Here is a 19,418-nt window from a genome sequence, read left to right as displayed (position 1 = left end):
TTCATGTAAAATGTAATGATTACCAAAATGGAGAGTGATGGAGGGAAACATGAAGGATTTGAAAGATCGTTTACATACGATCCGCCAAGAGCAGAACAAGCTGCTTAAGGAATATCAGACGTTAATTGCCGACTATGAAGCCTCGGATGTCATTCTGGAGAATGAAGTGCTACGGAAGAAATTCGAGGAGGTTCAAGCACGCTGTATCCGTCTGGAAGAGCGGGTACAACATATCGAGCAGGAAAATGGACAGCTACGCACGGCGCTGACGGAGCAAATGCTGAGTGAGAAGGCCAATATGATCCGTATCTCGCGTGAGAAGCTGGAAACCTATTTTGCTTCCAGAATAGCAGAAGGGACGAACCGATTGACTGCCTTTGAGTACGGGGCTAAAAATCGTGTAGACCAGCTTATTCAGCAAAGCACTCATGTGCTTAAAGAGGATCAGGAAGAGATCGTCGCCAGATTGCGGCAGTTCTCGGAGGAAATCCGTGAGCGGATCATGGAGCAACGCCGACGCTTCCAAGAGGCTGAGCAAAACTTGCTTCATCATACGGCGAACGGGCTGGACCAGCTCCAAGAAGAAGAGATCAGCGAAGAAACGATGCAGAAGCGCATGAAGCAGAATCAGTTCGAAATGAAGCTGGGCTTGAACTGGATCAACAAGCTGGGGATTTTGCTCATTATTTTAGGTGTAGGAGCTGCCTTTAAATATTCATACTCCAACTGGTTTACAGGAAATATGAAGGGCGTAGCCTTCTTTCTGTTAGGAGCGCTGATGCTGGGTGGCGGCGAGTGGTTGTACCGCAAACAGAAGCAGACCTTTGCGCTCGGGATATTGGGCGGCGGTATTTCGGTGCTGTACGGGTCGATTTTTTACAGCTACTTTTTACTCGAAATTATAGGAATGTATACAGGCATTGGCCTATCCGTGCTGGTGACGGTGACCGCTGTGCTGTTGTCGTTAAGGTATGAATCCCGAACGATTTGTTCTTTTGGATTGGTAGGGGGATATCTCCCGCTGTTTTCCTATATGGCGGCCAACGGGCTGGAAGGGAACGCGGTTTACATCGCCATGGGCTACCTGTTCCTGCTGAACCTGCTGATTCTGCTCGTATCCTTCCGCAAACGCTGGGTCGTCGTGCAATATATCAGTTTTCTGCTGAATACGCCTCTGATGCTTGTACTGGTGTGGCTGTCGGATAGCACGGCTGCAAGCATGTTGTATGCAGTCATTACATTTGCAATGTACCTCGGGATGACGCTATGGGTGCCGTTCCAATTGAAAGAAAAGCTATCCTGGCTGGACTTCTCCCTGCTGGCTCTGAATACAGTCGTAAGCTGTGCCGTGCTGTACTCTCTGTTCGACGATGCGGGCCTGGATGATTACAAAGGCTTGCTGGCACTCGTCTTTTGCCTGGTATACGGAGGCTTGGCGCAATGGGTCAGCCGATATATTCCGGAAGAGAAACAGACGAAGGTGTTATTTTATGCTACCTCCCTGACCTTCGCCATTCTGATGATTCCGTTCCAGTTTGGAGTCAAATGGCTGTCGATGGGCTGGCTAATCGAGGCCGTTCTCCTGACGTTGTATGGCAACCGTTATCGATTGAAGGAATTGGAGCGGGCTGGCTGGGGCATTTTATTACTGTGTCTGGGCGCTTTCTTTTTCGTCGATTTTCCTATATATCTGCTGTCCGGATTTGAGACGGACTATTTTGGGCTTAAATATACGCTCATTACGCTGGGTATGCTGATCGTTACCGTCTTTTATGCGATTCAATTTAGCCGCCCGGATGCTTTCAAAAGCAATCGTTTGTACGAAATGCGTATCATGCAGGGTTTTAAATATGTGACACTGGTGAACGTGTATGGTTATTTGCTGTATGAGGCCGGGCATTGGTATAACATCGTCGTACCCGAAGGATTCACACACTATTCCTTTTACAAAGCGCTGCTGTACACCTGTGTATCGCTGGTTTTGGCTTACTCCTTGCCTAAAGTGAAGCTGCTGTATGATCAAGTGATTAAATACTACAGCTTGGCGCTGTATGTCATCGGCTATGCGTTGGGGCTGCTAGTTACCGTGGCCATTCCAACCTTGCATGACAACTATGCGCAAAATACGGCTGCCGATTATGTGGCGTTGGTGGTGCTGGTTGCTTTCAATGTCCTGGTATTTTTCAGCAGCAGGGATTTCCTGAACGCGCTGATGACCCGACATTATCGAAGCACAGAGCTGTATCCGGTCATCATGGGCGTATATTTGCTGGGCGTGATTACCGCTTTCCTCGGAGTTCAATTCCGTCTGGAGGATGCCGGGCTTGTATTTAGTTTGGTGTATCTGTTGCTGGCGATTCTGTATATTGTCTACGGTTTTCGCAAACGGGTTGTCTATATTCGCAGATTTGGTCTGGGATTAACTTTGCTATCGACAGGTAAGCTGCTGCTGTATGACCTGCATCTGTTAACGACAGGAAGCACGATCGTAGCTTACTTCTCTTTTGGTGTGGTATTGTTGGCGATTTCGTATATTTACCAAAAAGTATCTAACCGCATGGGAGAGACTCTAATCAAGAAGGAAGCAGAAGAAAAATTGTAGGTTTTTGTTGTATTGTGTAGATAAACAACATTTTGAAAATAAATTCGAAGATAGTGAAATAATTGCATGACCTTACATCCTACTTACGCTATAATGAGTAAAAATTATTCATGTACGCATGCTAATGTTTATGCGGAAGTAGAGAGAATGAGGGGGATATAATGAATTTGAGCAAGGGGCAGAATAGCCTGAACGATAAAAATGAACGCTTCTCGTCAGCCGGGTTCATATTGGCAGCGATCGGGAGTGCGGCAGGACTGGGTAACATCTGGAAATTTCCGTATATTACTGGTCAATATGGCGGAGCTGCATTTTTCTTGTTGTTTATTGTCTGCCTGTTGCTTGTTGGTTTACCTGTACTTTTAGCAGAGCTTGCGCTTGGTCGTGCAGGTCGAGGAAGTGCTGCTTCTGCAATGGTAAAAGTAGGCGGTCATCCGATTTGGGGCAAGATGAGCATCGTGTTTGTTATCGTGCCGTTTGTTATTTTATCGTTCTACGCCATTGTAGGAGGCTGGACACTGCATTATGCTGTAGAGGCATTTAGCGGAAATCTGTTTTCGAATAATGATTTTGCTGGACAGTTCGCTTCCTTTTCTTCCGGCTATGCGCCGTTGGTTTGGCTGTTAATTGTTTTTGCATTTACGGCAGTCGTGGTTACTCTTGGGGTATCGAACGGGATTGAAAAGTTCAATAAAATTCTGATTCCTGCCAAGGTCATCCTGTTGCTCGTGTTAATGATTAACGCTCTCATGCTGCCAGGCTCTGGTGCGGGCGTATCCTTCTTTCTGAATCCCGACTTTTCTAAGCTAAGTGTAGAGTCTGCATTGGTTGCTTTGGGACATGCCTTCTTCTCACTCTCACTGGGGATGGGGATTATGATCACGTACGGTGCGTACGTGGATCGCCGTCAATCGCTGGGTGGAGCCATGCTGGCAGTTGGTGGCGGGGATTTAATCTATGCGTTTATCGCTGGTATGATTATTTTCCCTACAACCTTCTCTTTCGGGATTAACCCGGCCCAAGGACCATCTCTGGTTTTCATTGCTTTACCTGCTGCGTTCTCTGCCATGCCTTTCGGCGCTTTCTTCGGCGGTTTGTTCTTCGTACTGCTGGCGGTTGCTGCGTTAGGTTCTATGGTATCTTTGCTGGAAGTACCCGTAGCCTATGTTATGGAGCGGTTTCGTTTGAGCCGGGTTCGCTCGGTTATCGTCGTATCGATCCTGTGCCTGTTGCTGGGCATCCCTTCTGCATTGTCCATGGGACTGGTGCCGGAATTAAAAGTGGGAGATAAATCATTCTTTGATTTCGTCGACTTCACAGCGTCCAACATCTTCTTACCGTTAGGCGGCTTGTTGATTGTTATATTCACAGGTTATTACTGGAAGACTGCGGCTGAACATGCGAATCTCAAACCCTTCTGGTTCCGCATATGGTTGTTCGGCCTTCGGTATATTGCACCAATCCTGATGTTGTTGGTATTCCTGCATACCTCAGGCATCATTAAATTTTAAGCTCAAATCAATAAAAAGGCATTTCTTCCTAAGGGAAGAGATGCCTTTTTTTGTATATGTATCAGTAGTTACCTAACTGTGGAAAGGAGTGATATAATAAAAACATTGTCATTAATTTTAACTTCAATGAAATCATTACGATTACGAAGTTTTATATAATGAACAAAAGGGGTACAAAGCATCGCACAAAACGATGTGCAGGAGAGGGAAAGGGCAGAAGAGCATTGAAACAGACAGGGAGCTTGAATTTGCATGAAGGATGGCGGCTGAAATGAAGTCTAATCCGTTGCCATCACAACGTCGGTATATGCCGGGTCTGGACGGATTAAGAGCATTAGCGGTTATCGCTGTCATTGTATATCATCTGAATCCGGATTGGTTGTCGGGAGGCTTGTTGGGTGTAGGTGTTTTTTTTACGTTGTCGGGGTATTTAATCACGGATATTATGGTAAGTCAGTGGGATACATATCATAGTTTCAAAATGAAAGATTTCTGGTTGCGTCGGGCCAGAAGGCTGCTGCCTGCTATGCTGATGGTTGTAGCTGTTATTGTCCTGTGCTCGTTGCTTTTCGATCCGTCACGGCTTGTAGCCTTGCGCGGAGATGTGCCTGCTGCATTGGTATATATGAGCAACTGGTGGTTTATTTTTCATCAGGTATCGTATTTTGAAAGCTTTGGTCCACCTTCGCCGCTCGGACATTTGTGGTCGCTGGCGGTGGAGGAACAATTCTATATCCTATGGCCATTACCACTGGCGATTGGGCTGAAATACATGCCCAAGCGTATTGTGCTCGCAGGCTGGGTAACTTGCCTGGCGTTGATCTCTGCGCTGCTGATGGCAGTGATTTACGTGCCGGGAACTGATCCGAGCCGGGTGTATTATGGCACGGATACGCGTGGATTCGCCTTGCTGATCGGTGCCGCGCTTGCCTTGGTATGGCCCAGTAGCAAGCTGAAAGGGCAAGCGTCTGACAAGGCACGGTTGCTGTTGGATGGCATCGGGGCTGTAAGCTTGCTACTGCTGTGTCACTGGGCATGGGCCTCAAATGAATATGACCCTTCTTTGTATCGGGGTGGCTTACTGGGCATAGCTTTGGTCACTGCTATTGTGGTCGCAGTGTTAGCGCATCCGGTGAGCCATTTGGGGAAGCTGCTTGGACTCAAGCCGCTGCGCTGGATCGGTGCCCGTTCCTACGGGCTATACCTGTGGCATGTTCCGGTTATCACCCTGACGACACCGCAGGTGGATACCGAGGGTGTGCATGTGCTGCGAATCATTTTACAACTATTAGCAACGGTACTGCTGGCTTCCTTCTCCTTTAAATATATCGAGGAACCGATCCGTCACGGAGGTTTCCGTCGCTGGGTTGCAGGAATCCGTACAGCGGTTCGCAGACAGGCACGGTGGAGGTGGATGCCTGCAACCGCAGCATCTATGCTTTTTATAGGAGTTCTTGCAGGCACCGTTCACCTGTACGTGGCGTCTACTGACGCAACCACGCAGGCAGCAGCGGCGAATGAAGAGAATCCAAGCGGGAAGACGAAGGCGATGCCGCCGCTTCATGGGACCGTATCCGTGGCTTCGAAGGAGCCGAAAGCCAAGCTGCAAGTATCCGGGGGCAACAATGTGCAGGACGAAGCTAAGGTCCAGGCTCTAGCCGGAACGCCAAAGAATACGGAGACTAAAGCTGGCACTACGGATGGGACTAAGGTTCAGTCGGATACTTCGACCCAACAAGCTACGTCCAAAGCAGATGATGGCTCAGGTGTGACCGCGATTGGGGATTCTGTCATGTTGGATGTGCAGACGTACATTCAGCAAGCTTTTCCAGGCGCGGTTGTAGACGGGCGCATCGGACGACAGATGGCGGAAGCGCCTGCCGTGCTCGAGCAGTTGAGACAGAACGGACAACTGGGGAAGACAGTCATTATTGAGCTGGGCACAAACGGGGCTTTTACCAAGGATCAATTGACCGATTTACTCGCCAGTTTGAAGGATGCGAAGCGTATTATCCTCGTGAATACCCGTGTGCCTCGGCCGTGGGAGAGTATCGTAAACAGGCATCTTGCCGAAGCGGCAGCCCAAGATGCACGGATTACGATGATCGACTGGTACGGAGCCAGCTCTGGCAAAAACTCGTATTTTGAACATGACGGAGTTCATTTGAAGCCCAAAGGCGCCAAAGCCTATGCATCTTTGTTGGCTCAGGCTTTGACGAAGCAATCTTAAATAGCAATCGTCAGGTAGCTGTGATGCGCAAATATCACGGCTCCTTTTTATTTTATTGAGCTAGCCTAAAGTGTAACAATTCTTTGCTATTTGGCTACAATTTTTCAATTTTCATTCTACTTATTTATGGTAAGGTTACCTATACGAATATGCCTAATTTCGGGAAATATTATTGTGGTGGGGGTACATAAGCTAATGGAAAAGAGTTACACACATAGCAGGACAAGAGAGCACCGCATGAAGAGGAACAAAAGAAGAATAATATTCATTGCTATTTTATTATTTGTGATCGGTTGTATTACGCTCATTGTGCTAAAGGTTTCAGATAGCAAATCACCGGCCCAAACAATGGAGCAAGTTAAAAAAACAAATACCGTATCCAATGCCAAATCAACAGGTAAACCGACTGCCGAATCGAATGGTAAAGCAGCTTCACATAAAAATGATGCCGGAGTGGAAGACGTGGCCTTTGTTGAAAAATATTTAAACCAACAAATGCTGGGGCAGATGCCTGATGGAGCTGACGGTAAAAAAGTAGCTTATTTATCTTTTGATGATGGGCCATCCGTAACCGTGACACCTAAAATATTAGATATTCTTAAAAAACAGAAGGTTAAGGCAACCTTTTTTGTCGTAGGAAAGGAAGCAGATGAGAATGAACATACGAAGAACATCATCAAAAGAATTGTTGCAGAAGGTCACGCTATAGGGAACCATACGTATTCACACAACTATAAGTATTTATATCCTCACAAGGCTGTAAGTACGAACAACGTCATGCAGGATATTGAAAAGAACAACCAAACCTTAAAAAGTATTCTGGGTCCGGATTTCTCGACAAGAGCGATCCGATTCCCCGGAGGTCATATGACATGGAAGAAAAACGATCCCAAGGGTATGGCCGCATTAGATGCAGCTTTACTAAAAAAGGATTACCACCAAGTGGACTGGAATGTGTTAACTAAAGACGCAGAGGGACCATCCAAGAAAGCGAACGGACTCATAAACCAATTCATAAAGACTGTTAAGGGTCGAGAAAAAGCCGTAATACTAATGCATGATACCTATGGTAAGGAAGAAACAGCAAAAGCCTTGCCGACAATCATAGAATATTTAAAAAAGCAGGGATATGAATTTAAGATTATGAAGTGAATATATGTTTATTTGCTCCATTTTGCTTGTATTCAATTTTGTAACGAGTTAATTAGTCTTAAAAGCCCTTTAATAGCTTATATAATAATATTTTTAGGTATATACTATACTAAAATAGTATTTAGGGGGAGATTATGCTGGTATTAAAATCATACGAGGTATTTATACCGGGGGCTTTCCCAACATATACCTACGTTTCGAGAAACACACCCGATACTTCCTATTCATACGAATTCAGATTAGCTCAATCACTTAAAACTATTGGTTATTTAACATCAATTATTGGCCCTTCAAAAACCGGGAAAACCGTTTTGTGTGAGAAAGTAATAGGGCAAGATAAAATTGTGGATTTGACAGGAAATGACTTTAAACATTCAGAAGATTTTTGGGTAACCGTAGCCAAAAAAGTAGGTTTATCACTAGAAAGCAACCATACAGAGCGTAGAGGTATTGAAGGAGAAGGAACTACGGGTCTTATAGAAAAAAAGTCAACAGCAATCACAGAATCATTTCGTTCTGGCAAAGATAAGATTATTCAATTTTTTAATGAAAATGATTTAGTTCTTGTCTTGGATGATTTTCACTATGCACCAGGGGATATGCAGCTAGAAATGGCTTATCAATTAAAAGATGCTATTCGAAAGCAATTTCGAACGATTGTCATTTCTTTGCCTCACAGAGCTGATGATGCCATCCGTAAGAATCCTGATCTGAGTGGAAGGTTGAATCTTATCAACATTGAGCCTTGGCAACTGGATGAACTAAGTGAAATCGCAACAACAGGTTTTCAATCATTAGGTATGAATATTGACTTAAGCTATGCTAAGGATATAGCTCTTGAAAGTCTTGCTTCTCCTCAGCTCATGCAATCTATATGTTTGAACCTTGCTATTCAACTGGATGTAGATCATAACCGTGAAAATGCACAGATTACGAGTAAGACCCAGCTTGAAGAAGCTTATAAGATGACAACAATTAATCTCTCATATAAAGACGTGGTAAGGAAGTTAAAGGCTGGGCCGAATCCAAGAGGGCAGCAGAGAAAAACCTATAAGCTTGTGACTGGTGAGAATGCGGACATCTATGAGCTATTAATAAAGGCAATTTCACTAAATCCCCCTAAGATTAGCATCTCTATAGAAGATATGAAGAAGAGAATTGATGAACTAATTAGTGATGGTGATGACAAGCCGGATAAGCCAAAGGTCAAATCTGCAATAGAGCAGGTTCAATCCATTATGCAAAATAGTGAGAGTATTTATCAGGTCTTCGAATATAAGGATGAGGAAATTTATATTTTGGAGCCACACTTTTTATTTTATTTACGATGGGGGATTCATTAATGAGAGAGAGCATGACCACATCAAATAGAACAAAAAGTGAAACAATTCAAGCTATTCAAGAACAGATTGATGAGGTTCGGCTACTGACTCAGTCCGAGAATAATAACGAGGTGAAGCTCGAAGAGTGGAGAATTTCAACAAGTAGAATTCTTCAGAGAGCTTTTTCAAATGCATCAGTTGCTCGTGAATTTTTGTTAAAGACCGATGCAAAAACTTTTCAAGATGCAGGTGTATCTTATTTAGAAGGATTGATAATTGATGTAAACAAGGGGCTATTTGAGAAAATATCTCCTCCCTTATCTTCGGGCTCAGATCTTATTGATCTTCAAAGCTTCCATGTGATTATCCGAAGAATTATGCGTAATTTTTATAAACATATAGAAGAAATGTATAAGAAACCTGTACACGGTAGGGGAACGATTCGACAAGAGGATCTTACTAAAATATCTCTAGGAAACGAGTACGATGTACAACGTATGTTATTTTCCCTCATTCGTCCGATTTTTCCAGAAGCAAGGGTCGAGATATCTGATGACGGCGGCTATAAATCTGTTAGATATGATATATATTTAAGGGAGTATGAAACTGTAATAGAAGTCAAATGTTCGCGTCCCAAAATGAGTGAACGTGAATTGACTGAACAATTGGGGTCAGACGCCTTCCATTATAGGGAGAAGTATGTATATTTCTTTATTTATGATAAGGACAAAATTATAGGTAATGTGGATGCCTTTTGTAAGACATATCATAAGAGTTTGGATATAGACGGAAAACAAATTGAAACCATAATCATGCAGCCTGTTGTAATGTAGACAAAAAATGAGTGCAAGGGAGATATAACAAGGCAGCTACCTATCATCTCTGTAGCTAAAACAAGAAAAGGACGAGGGCCATTGCCATTGGCCCCGTCCTTTTCTGTTATAGAAGGTATACAAATCGTCCGTTTTAGAGCCGTTCCGCTTCAGCCATCGCCTGAATGAAGGCTCCGATTCCTTTGGGATCGTTCGTCACAATCGGCTCGCTGATATAGTAAGCGAAGGTACCGTCCCGACGATCTTTACCGCCCAAACCGCTTACTTGCACCGTTTTGTTCAGATTCACGAGTCCTTCTTCGGTAGTCGTGATAAATTCATCAATAATGCCTTTGCGGATGATCTCTGCCTCTTGACGATAATGCTCTGGCAGATAACCTTTGCGAACGCCTTTGGCGATAGCATAGAGAATCATGCAGGAAGCGGAGGATTCCAAATAGTTGCCTTTCACATGGCCCAGGTTGAGCACCTGATAAAAGACTCCACTTTCTTTATCACGTACTTTCAGCAGAGCTTCCAGTGTTTCCGTCAGCATATCGAGCAAGGCAGGGCGATCTGCGTGATCTTCTGGAATATAGTCCAGCACGTCAACGAGTGCCATAACGAACCAGCCGATAGAGCGTCCCCAAAAGTTCTTGGAGCAGCCTGTTTGCGGGTTGCACCATGGCTGTTCAAGCTTCTCATCCCAAGCGTGGTAGAGCAGGCCTGTTTGAGGATCACGCGTATGTTCATAGCAGAGCTTGAATTGTAAGGTAACATCGTCAAACTCTGACGGATCTCCAAATTCGCGGATAAATTCAGCGTAGAACGGGGCACCCATGTACAAGCCGTCCAGCCAAATTTGATACGGATAAATTTGCTTATGCCAGAATGCGCCCTCGCTTGTGCGAGGGTGTTTTTCCAACTGACTGCGTAATTGGTAAGCTGCCTTTTTATATCGTTCGTCTCCTGTGGCACGATACAGAGAGAAGAGCAGCTTTCCGTTATTCACGTGGTCAATATTGTACTCATCTACTTTATAGCGCTGAATCACGCCATTTTCGTCAACAAAATGATCCATATGTTTTTTTACAAATTCCATAAACTTGGGATCGCCTGTCAGTTCGCCAACCCATTCCAGACCTCTGTAAATAACGCCGTGGTCATATTCCCATTTTTCGTAAAACTCCGGACTTCGCTGTAGAACAGAATCGCTCATGCGTACAGCCCAAGAATCTGTTTTTGTAGGATTGGTTGTCGGTTGTGATGTTGGATTTGCCATGACACAGTCACCTCATTGGTAAATATTTGATTGGTAATCGTTGTTTGTGCTTACATGGAAGGCGTATGTGATTTAGGGTCAGCAGGTTTGTTCTTGAAACCTACATTATTGTTGCCCCAGCACCGGTCGTAAGTGAAGCCTGTCAGATCCTCGAATACCTTTCGAGCTTCCGGTTTGGCTGACTTCATGGAGCCGCCGTTTTTGAGACGATCAATTTCGGTAATCAGCTTCTTGTGGCTGTCGATATCCAGCTTCATCACGAGAGACGCAATCATACCGATGATCGCCAAAACGATGGTTCCAACGACGAGCACGTAAAATATAGCATGCTGAGCTGCGATCGGCTGACTATCAGCCCCGGATACGAATCCGAAATGCTGTAACACCCAGCCAAGTATGAAGACGACGACGGCTCGCACCATTTTACCTGCGAAAGTCATCATACCTGCATAAATTCCTTCCCGGCGACGGCCAGTCAGTGCCTCATCTACATCAGCAAGGAACGTATATTGATTCCAAGGAATATAGTAGACCCCGCCTGTACCAAGACCCATAAACAGTGTGATGACATATAGCCATACCATCGTATTGGAGGCTCCCGTTATATAGAGCAGGCCGTAACCCGCTACGCTAAAGCAAACGACGACGAGTGCGGCGATAAAAGGCATACGGAACCCTTTGCGCACACAGAACTGGATGAAGAAATAGGTGGAAATTAATTGAATGACAGAGTTAAAGCTATTCAGATTAGATACCATCTCCGAGCTTTGGAACAGGGAAAACACAATAAAGTACGTAAAGGCAGAAGTGAACAGCCACTCGGCTGAAAAGCCGCCCAGATACATGCCCAGATGATGACGGAACGTCTTCACCCGGAAGGTCGAGGAAATGTCGATAAAGAGCTTTTTCATGGAATCTATAAAGGAAAGCGGAGCTTCACCTTCCAGTTCCTTTTGCAGTTCCTCCGTAGGGCGTTCCCAGGAGTTTTTGTACAAAAATGCCATCGCAATGAGCAAGATACCTGCAAACACGAGTCCGGTATAAAAGAAGGGCAATGGAGAGTCTTTGCCATACTCCGCGATAAAGCGACCAGGGATAAAAGCGGCGGCAAAATTGGCAATTTTACCGAACATGGCCTTCCATCCGGTCAATCTGGAGCGCGCGCCGAAGTCCCGGGTCATCTCTGAGGCGAGTGCTTCATAGGGCACCATGACAGAGGTATACACCAGTTCAAACAGCACGTACGTACTTAGGTAATACCAGAAACCCAACCCATCTACCCAAAGCAACGGATACACGAGCATCAGTGGAATACCCATCATAATGAAAAAACGGCGTCTGCCGAATTTACGGCCCAGGCGGGTTCGATGAAAGTTGTCGCTAATAAAGCCCATGATCGGATTGCTGACTGCATCGATGATGCTGGCAACGGAGAAAATGGCTGCGGCCTGAACGGGAGACAGTCCGCAAAAGGTTGTATAAAAGTACATTAACCATGCGCCACTAATAGCAAGTGCACCGCTTCCCAGCATGTTGCCGCTTCCATAGGCGAGTGTATGTTTCATTGTGATTTTTCGTTCCATGATCTGTTCACCTCATATTTTGTCTGGTTATGAGGACTATCACCGGTCGCTATATTATGCTGAATGTCTATGTTGGTAGATGGGCCAGGGCGTCCTGATTGGGTTGGGCTTTTAGCGTGCCCCTATATTGTTGCCGCTCGGAGTGCCCGAGCCGATCAGATCGCTTCCTGAAGCCAGCTTGAGGAAGTTACCTAGCTGGATGGAACCGTCTGTGTTTCTAGTAATGGAAGGAACGAGACTGACAAAGTCATCAGCGCTGGCGAGAAGACCTTTCGCATTGGTGCTTTTTTTGCTTTTCCACCAGACGTTAGAATTGTCTTGATCGGTTCCACTGGTCTTGTCACTGGCTGTTCCTTCAAAGGAAAGATTGTTAATAAATACGTGTTCACCCTTGTCAAAAGCAAAATTGCTTTCGCCATTGCTCCATGAGGTATTATTAGTCAGGGTAATGGAGCCGGGGTTGCTATTGTAGGTAAAGCCGTGCTTTTTATTCTGAAAGGCAATACTGTTTTTGACGATATGGTCGACCTTGATTTTGTCCCCGCCCAGCTTAAAACCATTGCCGTCACTGCTAGCGGTGGACGTTCCGTCAGAAGTCTGTCCGTTGTGGTGGGCGACACTGTTCAAGATCGTTACCGCTCCGATAGGTCCGGTTGCTGCTTTGGTAAACAGATCCCAACCGTCGTCTACGTTGTACGCAGCCAGGCAGTTATCGAACACATTGCCCGGTCCTACGGTCAGCTTGGCGGCAAATCCGTCGGCATCCTCACCGTTATCTGGATCAGCATTATCATGAGAGTAGGAGTTCAAGATTAGGTTGTTCGAAGGCCATTCACTGTTAGCGGCTGTAGTGGAGTAGCGTCCGAGCTGAAGACCGGTATCCCGGTTATGGTGAGTTTCCACATTTTCAATCCGGTTGTTGCTGCCGCCGATATAGATACCGTTATCCCCGGCACCCTTTACTTCAAGGCCTTTTACCAGCCAATAGTCTCCGAAAAGCTGGAGTCCACGGTTAGTAGAGCCCAAGGCTTGACCCGAAAAATCAAGTACAGGCTTTTCACTGTCGTAAGCAACCAACCCTTTGAGGGAGCCGTCGCTTCCATTATTTCCATGCTGAACGGTAATCGTTGAGGAATAGACGTAGTTGCCTCCGAGCAGGTAAATGGTTTTACCAGGAGCTATTTGTGTAAGTGCGGCTTCAAGAGTAGTAGGACTGGATATGGTGCCTGGATTGGACACGTTACCATTTGGTGCTACATACAAGTCACCTGCTGCCAGTGTGGTGGAGATAGTAGATGAATCCGTTGCACTGACAGCCTCTTCTGAAAGGGAAGAAGAAGGGGCATTGGATGACGTATCTGCGTAAGCGGTTCCAATAAGAAAAGAAGAAGCGAATACAAAAGAAACACCGAGTCTTAGAGCGTTAAACCCGTTTTTTGGACGTTCATTTCGTTTAAACATGTAAATTCCTCCTTATTTCATCTTTTATTTTTTTTTAAAATAGCACTATAAAAGCGACTTATGCTGTCTTTCATGCGAAACGAGGACACCCCCCTGGGTGATGGATTAACTGGCATATGTCTAAAACTCTCTAAGAAGTATAAGCTCAGTTTAATATATGTTAACGTTTGCATCAACTGTTTTTTGATAATATTTTGATGTTGTGAAAAAAAGTTCACACTTTTGTTTCAACTAAAAACACGGTTTTGCCAAACTGGGAAAAGTTGATTATACTTATACAATATACACATATTAGGAATAGAATCTATGAGAAAAGGCGGTTCTGACGCATGGATCATGGGAATCATTCGACGAGTCCAGCTACACAGAAAGTTTTGGAAAAGCAGCCGCAAGTTAAAAATGAGATCGTGGATTGGCTTAAAGCGATTATGGTAGGTGTTGTTCTCGTGTTCATTATACGTTGGCTGCTATTTGTACCATCTATCGTTGAGGGAGCATCTATGGAGCCGAACTTTAAGACAGATGAGCGAGTTGTCGTGAACAAACTGATTTATGATTTTCATGATCCCAAGCCTAGCGAGGTGGTTGTGTTCCACGTGAGAAAAGAAGGGAAGGATTTTATCAAGCGTGTCATTGGTGTTGCGGGAGACACGATTAAATATCAAGGCGACAATCTTTACGTGAATGGTAAGAAAGTAGAGGAGCCATACATTCAGGGAGCTGTCCAAGAAGCACATGCCAAGGGCGAGCTGTACAACAATGTGGACTTCCCGAATGCAACAATAACCGAGTCCAAGGTTCCCGAAGGTACTATTTTTGTCATGGGCGATCATCGAAATAACAGTAGAGACAGTCGTGCGATTGGCTTTGTTTCGATTAAAGATATTGTTGGACGTGCAGATGTGGTTTTCTGGCCGCTGGGCAGCGCGCAGTGGGTAAAGCATGATGAATAGAAGAGCGCCTAAGACGGAATGCTGTTCCCGTTTTAGGCGCTCTGCGTGTCTCTGAAGCTGTTATATTTTTGGGGTAAAAGGCTCAGGCAGCTTGCGCCAGTCCTGCTTCATCTCTTCAGGAGTCAGCAGCTTCTCATCCAGCGTACGCTTAATTTCTTCCCGATTCATATCTATGCTGATAAATACGAGCTTAGTCACCTGCTCGCCGTATTTTTCGTCCCAATCGGGTGTTTTTTCAAAAGCTTCTCCGAGATAGTGTTGGCGTTCTTCCTCGGTCAAAGCAGATACCCACAGTCCTGCGCGTGCAAATTGCTTGGAGCTGCCCGCCTGACTGAATGTAAAGGCGGTGCGGTTCTGCGTGGCGAACCACACCAATCCCTTGGAACGGACAACCTCGGCAGGCCATTTGGCCAGCCATTTTAACAAACGTTCCGGGTGAAACGGGATTTTGCGCTTGTACACAAACGAAGCAATACCGTATTCCTCTGTCTCCGGTACGTGTTCTTCCTTGTTCATCTCATGGATCCAGCCTGCCGCTTGGCTGGCTGTTTCAAAGTCGCAGCGATGCGTGTTCAAAATCTCCTTTCACATTTGTTAATAATCAGCACATCACAAAATTCCACCAGCTTCTCATCCACGCGGGATAATCCTCCGCCATCCCGAACGAGATCCGCATCAATGTTTACCTCGCTCATGTCATTGACAATGACGGCTACCCGCAAGCCCTCCCGGTTATTCAGCACATGATTGAGCAGCGTGGTTTTGCCTGAACCGAGATACCTGCTAAGTACCGTAACCGGTATTTTCTTCTCCAATTCCATAGTGTTTGCCAACGTAATCACTCATCCCTTCGAAAGTGTTCATGAAATGCTGAATGTGTTGTAGTGGCTACAATGTCAGATAAGGAAGCTACATGAAAAGGGGAGAAAAAAATCAACAAAAGAAGTGATCTATATATTATTCGGTGCCGTATCATACCTGGAATGTTGTATATTCAATAATTGAAACTTATGCATCAAATTTAACTGTTTCAAATGATAAACAAGCGTATAATAACCCAATAGACCTAAGAAAATTATCCCATACAAAGGAGATATTTCAGAATGAAAATTGGTAAAAAACTATCCATTAGTTTTGCAGCCGTATTATTGCTTACATTGGTTGTGGGTATTATTGGTGAGTATGCTACTTCGTCTTTACATAAATCATATCAAAGCATGATTGATGATAGCGTCGCTAAAATTTTAATGATTAAAGAATTGGAGTACGATGCTGCGAGTCAGACCAAGTATTTTCGCGGGTATCTGGTGACTGGCGATCAGGACGAAATGAACAGTTATCTGAAAGAACGCGAAACCTTTGCAACGACCATGAAGAAGCTGCAATCAACGCCAGCACTGGACAAGCCCAAACAAATGGCAGAACAACTCCAGCAGATGGAGGCTGAATATGCAGATATCGTGAAGGAAATTACCTCATATAAGCAGCAGGGGGATGTGGCGACCTACACGAGATTAGTGGAGGGAAAATGTAAGCCGATGGCGCTTGCTCTGGAACAACAGTCACAGGTGATGGAGCAATACCAGATGGATCTTCTGAATCAATCTCAAGTCGAGCAGGGTGAGAAGCTTCAATATGTACAGACGATGATTATCATTGCGATGGCGCTCGCACTGGTGATCGGAGTCGCATTGGCGTATGTAATTACCCGCATGATTGCCCGTCCGGTGGTTCAGGTGGCTCAAGCCGCGCGGCGTATTGCAGAAGGAGACCTGACACAGGAGGATATTCAAATTCGACAGAAGGATGAGATTGGTGAAATGGCGCAGAGCTTTAACGATATGAAACGCCAGCTTCGTTCGCTGCTGCAAGTGATCTATCAAAACGCACAGGGAGTTACGCTGGCTTCGGGTGAGCTGTCCAATGGCTCCGGACAGGTGGCGGAAGGTACACGGCAGATGGCGGAGACGGTACAGGGAATCCATGATTCGGCGGGCAATCAGGTTGAGCGAAACCGTGAAAACCAGCAGGCGGTCAAGGAAAGTGCAGAAGGCGTTCAAAAGATTGCCCAATCCGCATCCATTACCGCAGAGTTGTCCGAGCGAGCGATTCACGAGACAGAGCGCGGCAATGCAGACCTGGAGGAAACGGTTGTACAGATGCGCCATATTCAGGATACGATGAAGGATTCGGTCAAGGTCATTCAGGACCTGGGCGAGCAATCGAAGAGAATCCAAAGCGTAACGCAATTTATTCGGGATATCGCCAAGCAAACCAATTTACTGTCGTTGAACGCCTCCATTGAAGCGGCTAGAGCCGGGGAATCGGGTATGGGCTTTGCTGTCGTGGCGGGTGAAGTGAAGAAGCTTGCGGAACAGACGGGTCAAGCTTCCCAGCAGATTGCTGTCTTTATGGATGCCATGGCGGATACAGTGAACCAGGCCGTGGACTCGATCCAGAAAGGCTCCAGCGAGGTTGAGGCTGGAACAGATCTGATTCACCGCACGGGGCAGACGTTTAGCAAAGTGCATGAAGCGGTACAAACGGTAGCCGAGCATACGCAAGACGTGTCGGCTGCGACCGAAGAACTGTCTGCAATTACCGAGCAACTGCTGGACTCGGAGCAAAAGCTGGTAGGCTTGTCTCGTGAGATTGCAGAGGAAGCGGAGTCAGCTACGGCTGTATGCGAGGAGCAGCTCGCTTCTATGGAGGTTATTGCGGATTCTGCCAATTCGCTGCGTCATATGGCTGCTGAGCTAATGTCGGAAATACAGCATTTCCGCATTACAGACGATGCAGACGAGAATGCTTCGGCTTCGGGCCATTCAGGGGATACGAATGGTGGGCGCGGGACATTCACCAGACGTACATCTATGGATAGAATTCCAATTTCGGATACACCGATTCATCCCGCTTCCTGATCTGGAAATACCTAAGGAAATGGAAAGCATTTTGAAAACGTCCAAGTCCGGTGATCTGTCTGTTAACTACTCGCTGGATACGTTCCACCAAAAATTTGGCGAGCTGATGCAGGCTTATATCAGCGGCAACATGAACAAGGATCAGGCAGTTGCTGAGATTAAAAAAGCGTGGGTGCAACTAGGCTCGGCACAATAAGACTGATTTGCAGAGGGCGTCCGTAAGGGCGTCTTTTTGCTATAGCTAGAAGTCTGTGAGGGGGTAGACAAAAAAATATTTAATAATATTTAAATATTTACTTGCAAAAAGTTATTGAGTTGTGGATAATAGGTTGTGTGCAATATATCTACGACATACGACATACATAATGACTGCAAGTTGCAAATGTGAGAGATACCCCGTTTGGGGAATCTCTTTATTCCGTTTGGACTGTGCCGATTGAGTCTGGATAGACTGTGTGGTTTGGAAGGGTATCCTGATTTTGGTGGTAAAGATTAGAGAAGAGAGGGTGAACGTTTTGACGAATTCGTTGTTTACACCTTATAAACTGAAGGATTTGGAATTAAAAAATCGTGTAGTGATGGCCCCGATGTGCCAATACTCGGTGACAGCCAAGGACGGGATTCCGAATGATTGGCATCATGTTCACTACCTGAGCCGAGCTATTGGAGGCACGGGTCTGATTATTATAGAAATGACGGACGTGGAGCCGGATGGACGGATTACAGATTATGATCTGGGCATCTGGTCAGATGAGCATATCCCGGCTTATAAGAAGCTGGTTGACGGCATTCATGCGCACGGGTCCAAGGTAGGCATCCAGATTGCTCATGCGGGCCGTAAAGCTGAGGATGCAGCAGTGCCAGTGGCTCCTTCGGCGATTGCATACCCGGATGTGAATTATAAACAGCCGCGGGCGCTTACCACGGAGGAAGTACGTGGCATGGTGCAAAAATTCGCAGACGCCGCTCGGCGTGCGGTTCAAGCGGGCGTGGACACGATTGAGCTTCACGGTGCACATGGTTATTTGATTCACCAATTCCATTCGCTGCTCACGAACAAACGGGACGACGTATATGGTCAGGAGTTATCCCGTTTTGGTGTTGAAGTCATTCAGGCTGTACGCAAGGAAATGCCTGCGGGTATGCCGTTAATCTTCCGCATCAGCGCAGCCGAATACGTAGATGGCGGATACGATGTGGATCATACGATTGAATTGAGCCGGGCATATCAGGCTGCGGGCGTAGACGTGATCCATGTCAGCTCGGGCGGAGAAGGCCCGGCCGGAGCCAGAAAGCCGGGCAACTATCCGGGCTATCAAGTGCCGTTTGCACGCCAAATCCGCGAGGCGCTGAATATCCCGGTGATCGCCGTCGGCTCGTTGGATGACCCAGCCTTAGCGCAGTCCGTTATTGGCAACGAGGATGCCGATCTGGTCGCCGTGGGGCGCGGATTGCTGCGCGATCCCTATTGGGCGACTCATGCAGCGGTGACGCTGCGCGGCGAGAAGCCTTCCATTCCTGAACAATATCAACGTGGCTACTAAGGCCTAAGTAATCCCACGTTGTTTATATATAAACAGGCACCTGCA

Annotated in this window: 12 protein-coding genes and 2 pseudogenes; 10 read left to right on the top strand and 4 right to left on the bottom strand. The window is 46.0% G+C overall.

Translation table 11 applies throughout. The features are described from left to right. The first annotated feature begins 49 nt into the window (after positions 1-49). From AC0WRU_RS23975 to AC0WRU_RS23950, 6 genes are all read left to right on the top strand, one after another. Positions 50-2,602 (top strand): DUF2339 domain-containing protein, encoded by a 2,553-nt coding sequence (locus tag AC0WRU_RS23975; RefSeq protein WP_476126592.1) that lies wholly within the window; start codon positions 50-52, stop codon positions 2,600-2,602. A gap of 161 nt (positions 2,603-2,763) precedes the next feature. Then, on the top strand, positions 2,764-4,113 hold the full coding sequence (locus AC0WRU_RS23970; protein WP_025683841.1) for a sodium-dependent transporter: 1,350 nt from the start codon (positions 2,764-2,766) through the stop codon (positions 4,111-4,113). 271 nt (positions 4,114-4,384) lie between these two features. Further along, the gene (locus AC0WRU_RS23965) at positions 4,385-6,343 is read left to right on the top strand and encodes an acyltransferase family protein (protein WP_476126591.1); all 1,959 of its coding nucleotides are present in this window, start codon (positions 4,385-4,387) and stop codon (positions 6,341-6,343) included. Between the two features lie 195 nt (positions 6,344-6,538). Further along, positions 6,539-7,495, top strand: a complete 957-nt coding sequence (locus AC0WRU_RS23960; protein ID WP_476126590.1) for a polysaccharide deacetylase family protein — start codon at positions 6,539-6,541, stop codon at positions 7,493-7,495. 134 nt (positions 7,496-7,629) lie between these two features. Next, positions 7,630-8,838, top strand: coding sequence for an ATP-binding protein (locus tag AC0WRU_RS23955; protein ID WP_476126589.1), 1,209 nt, complete (start codon positions 7,630-7,632; stop codon positions 8,836-8,838). Next, positions 8,838-9,650, top strand: coding sequence for a PD-(D/E)XK nuclease domain-containing protein (locus tag AC0WRU_RS23950; protein WP_476126588.1), 813 nt, complete (start codon positions 8,838-8,840; stop codon positions 9,648-9,650). The genes AC0WRU_RS23955 and AC0WRU_RS23950 overlap by 1 nt, the downstream gene beginning before the upstream one ends. A gap of 133 nt (positions 9,651-9,783) precedes the next feature. Here the strand turns inward: AC0WRU_RS23950 and AC0WRU_RS23945 are convergent, their stop codons facing one another. The 3 genes from AC0WRU_RS23945 to AC0WRU_RS23935 form a co-directional block, all read right to left on the bottom strand. Further along, positions 9,784-10,911, bottom strand: a complete 1,128-nt coding sequence (locus AC0WRU_RS23945) for a glycoside hydrolase family 88/105 protein (RefSeq protein WP_476126587.1) — start codon at positions 10,909-10,911, stop codon at positions 9,784-9,786. A gap of 50 nt (positions 10,912-10,961) precedes the next feature. Further along, complete coding sequence (locus AC0WRU_RS23940) at positions 10,962-12,494, bottom strand: MFS transporter (RefSeq protein WP_476126586.1); 1,533 nt, start codon at positions 12,492-12,494, stop codon at positions 10,962-10,964. Between the two features lie 111 nt (positions 12,495-12,605). Beyond that, entirely contained in the window at positions 12,606-13,955 is a 1,350-nt protein-coding gene (locus AC0WRU_RS23935; protein WP_476126585.1) for a right-handed parallel beta-helix repeat-containing protein, read from the bottom strand. Positions 13,956-14,284: 329 nt separating this feature from the next. On the opposite strand from AC0WRU_RS23935, the gene lepB reads away from it, so the two are divergent. Continuing rightward, the gene (lepB, locus tag AC0WRU_RS23930; protein WP_025683849.1) at positions 14,285-14,908 is read left to right on the top strand and encodes a signal peptidase I; all 624 of its coding nucleotides are present in this window, start codon (positions 14,285-14,287) and stop codon (positions 14,906-14,908) included. Between the two features lie 60 nt (positions 14,909-14,968). Here lepB and AC0WRU_RS23925 read toward each other — a convergent pair. After that, positions 14,969-15,729, bottom strand: a pseudogene (locus AC0WRU_RS23925) (CobW family GTP-binding protein). Between the two features lie 282 nt (positions 15,730-16,011). On the opposite strand from AC0WRU_RS23925, the gene AC0WRU_RS23920 reads away from it, so the two are divergent. The 3 genes and pseudogenes from AC0WRU_RS23920 (at position 16,012) to AC0WRU_RS23910 (ending at position 19,373) form a co-directional block, all read left to right on the top strand. Further along, complete coding sequence (locus AC0WRU_RS23920) at positions 16,012-17,829, top strand: methyl-accepting chemotaxis protein (protein ID WP_476126584.1); 1,818 nt, start codon at positions 16,012-16,014, stop codon at positions 17,827-17,829. After that, positions 17,819-18,025: pseudogene (locus AC0WRU_RS23915) on the top strand (sugar ABC transporter substrate-binding protein); the annotation flags it as partial. The gene AC0WRU_RS23920 and the pseudogene AC0WRU_RS23915, both read left to right, overlap by 11 nt. A gap of 319 nt (positions 18,026-18,344) precedes the next feature. Next, complete coding sequence (locus AC0WRU_RS23910) at positions 18,345-19,373, top strand: NADH:flavin oxidoreductase/NADH oxidase (protein WP_476126583.1); 1,029 nt, start codon at positions 18,345-18,347, stop codon at positions 19,371-19,373. Positions 19,374-19,418: the final 45 nt, after the last annotated feature.

The organism is Paenibacillus sp. 1-8 (genome assembly GCF_056316205.1).
Note: the sequence above shows the minus strand (reverse complement) of the source record. Positions and strands in the feature narration are given on the sequence as shown.

Bases quoted from the DNA above. Each gene is read 5' to 3' on its own strand.
- AC0WRU_RS23920 (WP_476126584.1), top strand. From the start codon at position 16,012: ATGAAAATTGGTAAAAAACTATCCATTAGTTTTGCAGCCGTATTATTG.
- AC0WRU_RS23975 (WP_476126592.1), top strand. From the start codon at position 50: ATGAAGGATTTGAAAGATCGTTTACATACGATCCGCCAAGAGCAGAAC.
- AC0WRU_RS23970 (WP_025683841.1), top strand. From the start codon at position 2,764: ATGAATTTGAGCAAGGGGCAGAATAGCCTGAACGATAAAAATGAACGC.
- AC0WRU_RS23940 (WP_476126586.1), bottom strand. From the start codon at position 12,494: ATGGAACGAAAAATCACAATGAAACATACACTCGCCTATGGAAGCGGC.
- AC0WRU_RS23950 (WP_476126588.1), top strand. From the start codon at position 8,838: ATGAGAGAGAGCATGACCACATCAAATAGAACAAAAAGTGAAACAATT.
- lepB (WP_025683849.1), top strand. From the start codon at position 14,285: ATGGATCATGGGAATCATTCGACGAGTCCAGCTACACAGAAAGTTTTG.
- AC0WRU_RS23965 (WP_476126591.1), top strand. From the start codon at position 4,385: ATGAAGTCTAATCCGTTGCCATCACAACGTCGGTATATGCCGGGTCTG.
- AC0WRU_RS23960 (WP_476126590.1), top strand. From the start codon at position 6,539: ATGGAAAAGAGTTACACACATAGCAGGACAAGAGAGCACCGCATGAAG.
- AC0WRU_RS23955 (WP_476126589.1), top strand. From the start codon at position 7,630: ATGCTGGTATTAAAATCATACGAGGTATTTATACCGGGGGCTTTCCCA.
- AC0WRU_RS23945 (WP_476126587.1), bottom strand. From the start codon at position 10,911: ATGGCAAATCCAACATCACAACCGACAACCAATCCTACAAAAACAGAT.
- AC0WRU_RS23935 (WP_476126585.1), bottom strand. From the start codon at position 13,955: ATGTTTAAACGAAATGAACGTCCAAAAAACGGGTTTAACGCTCTAAGA.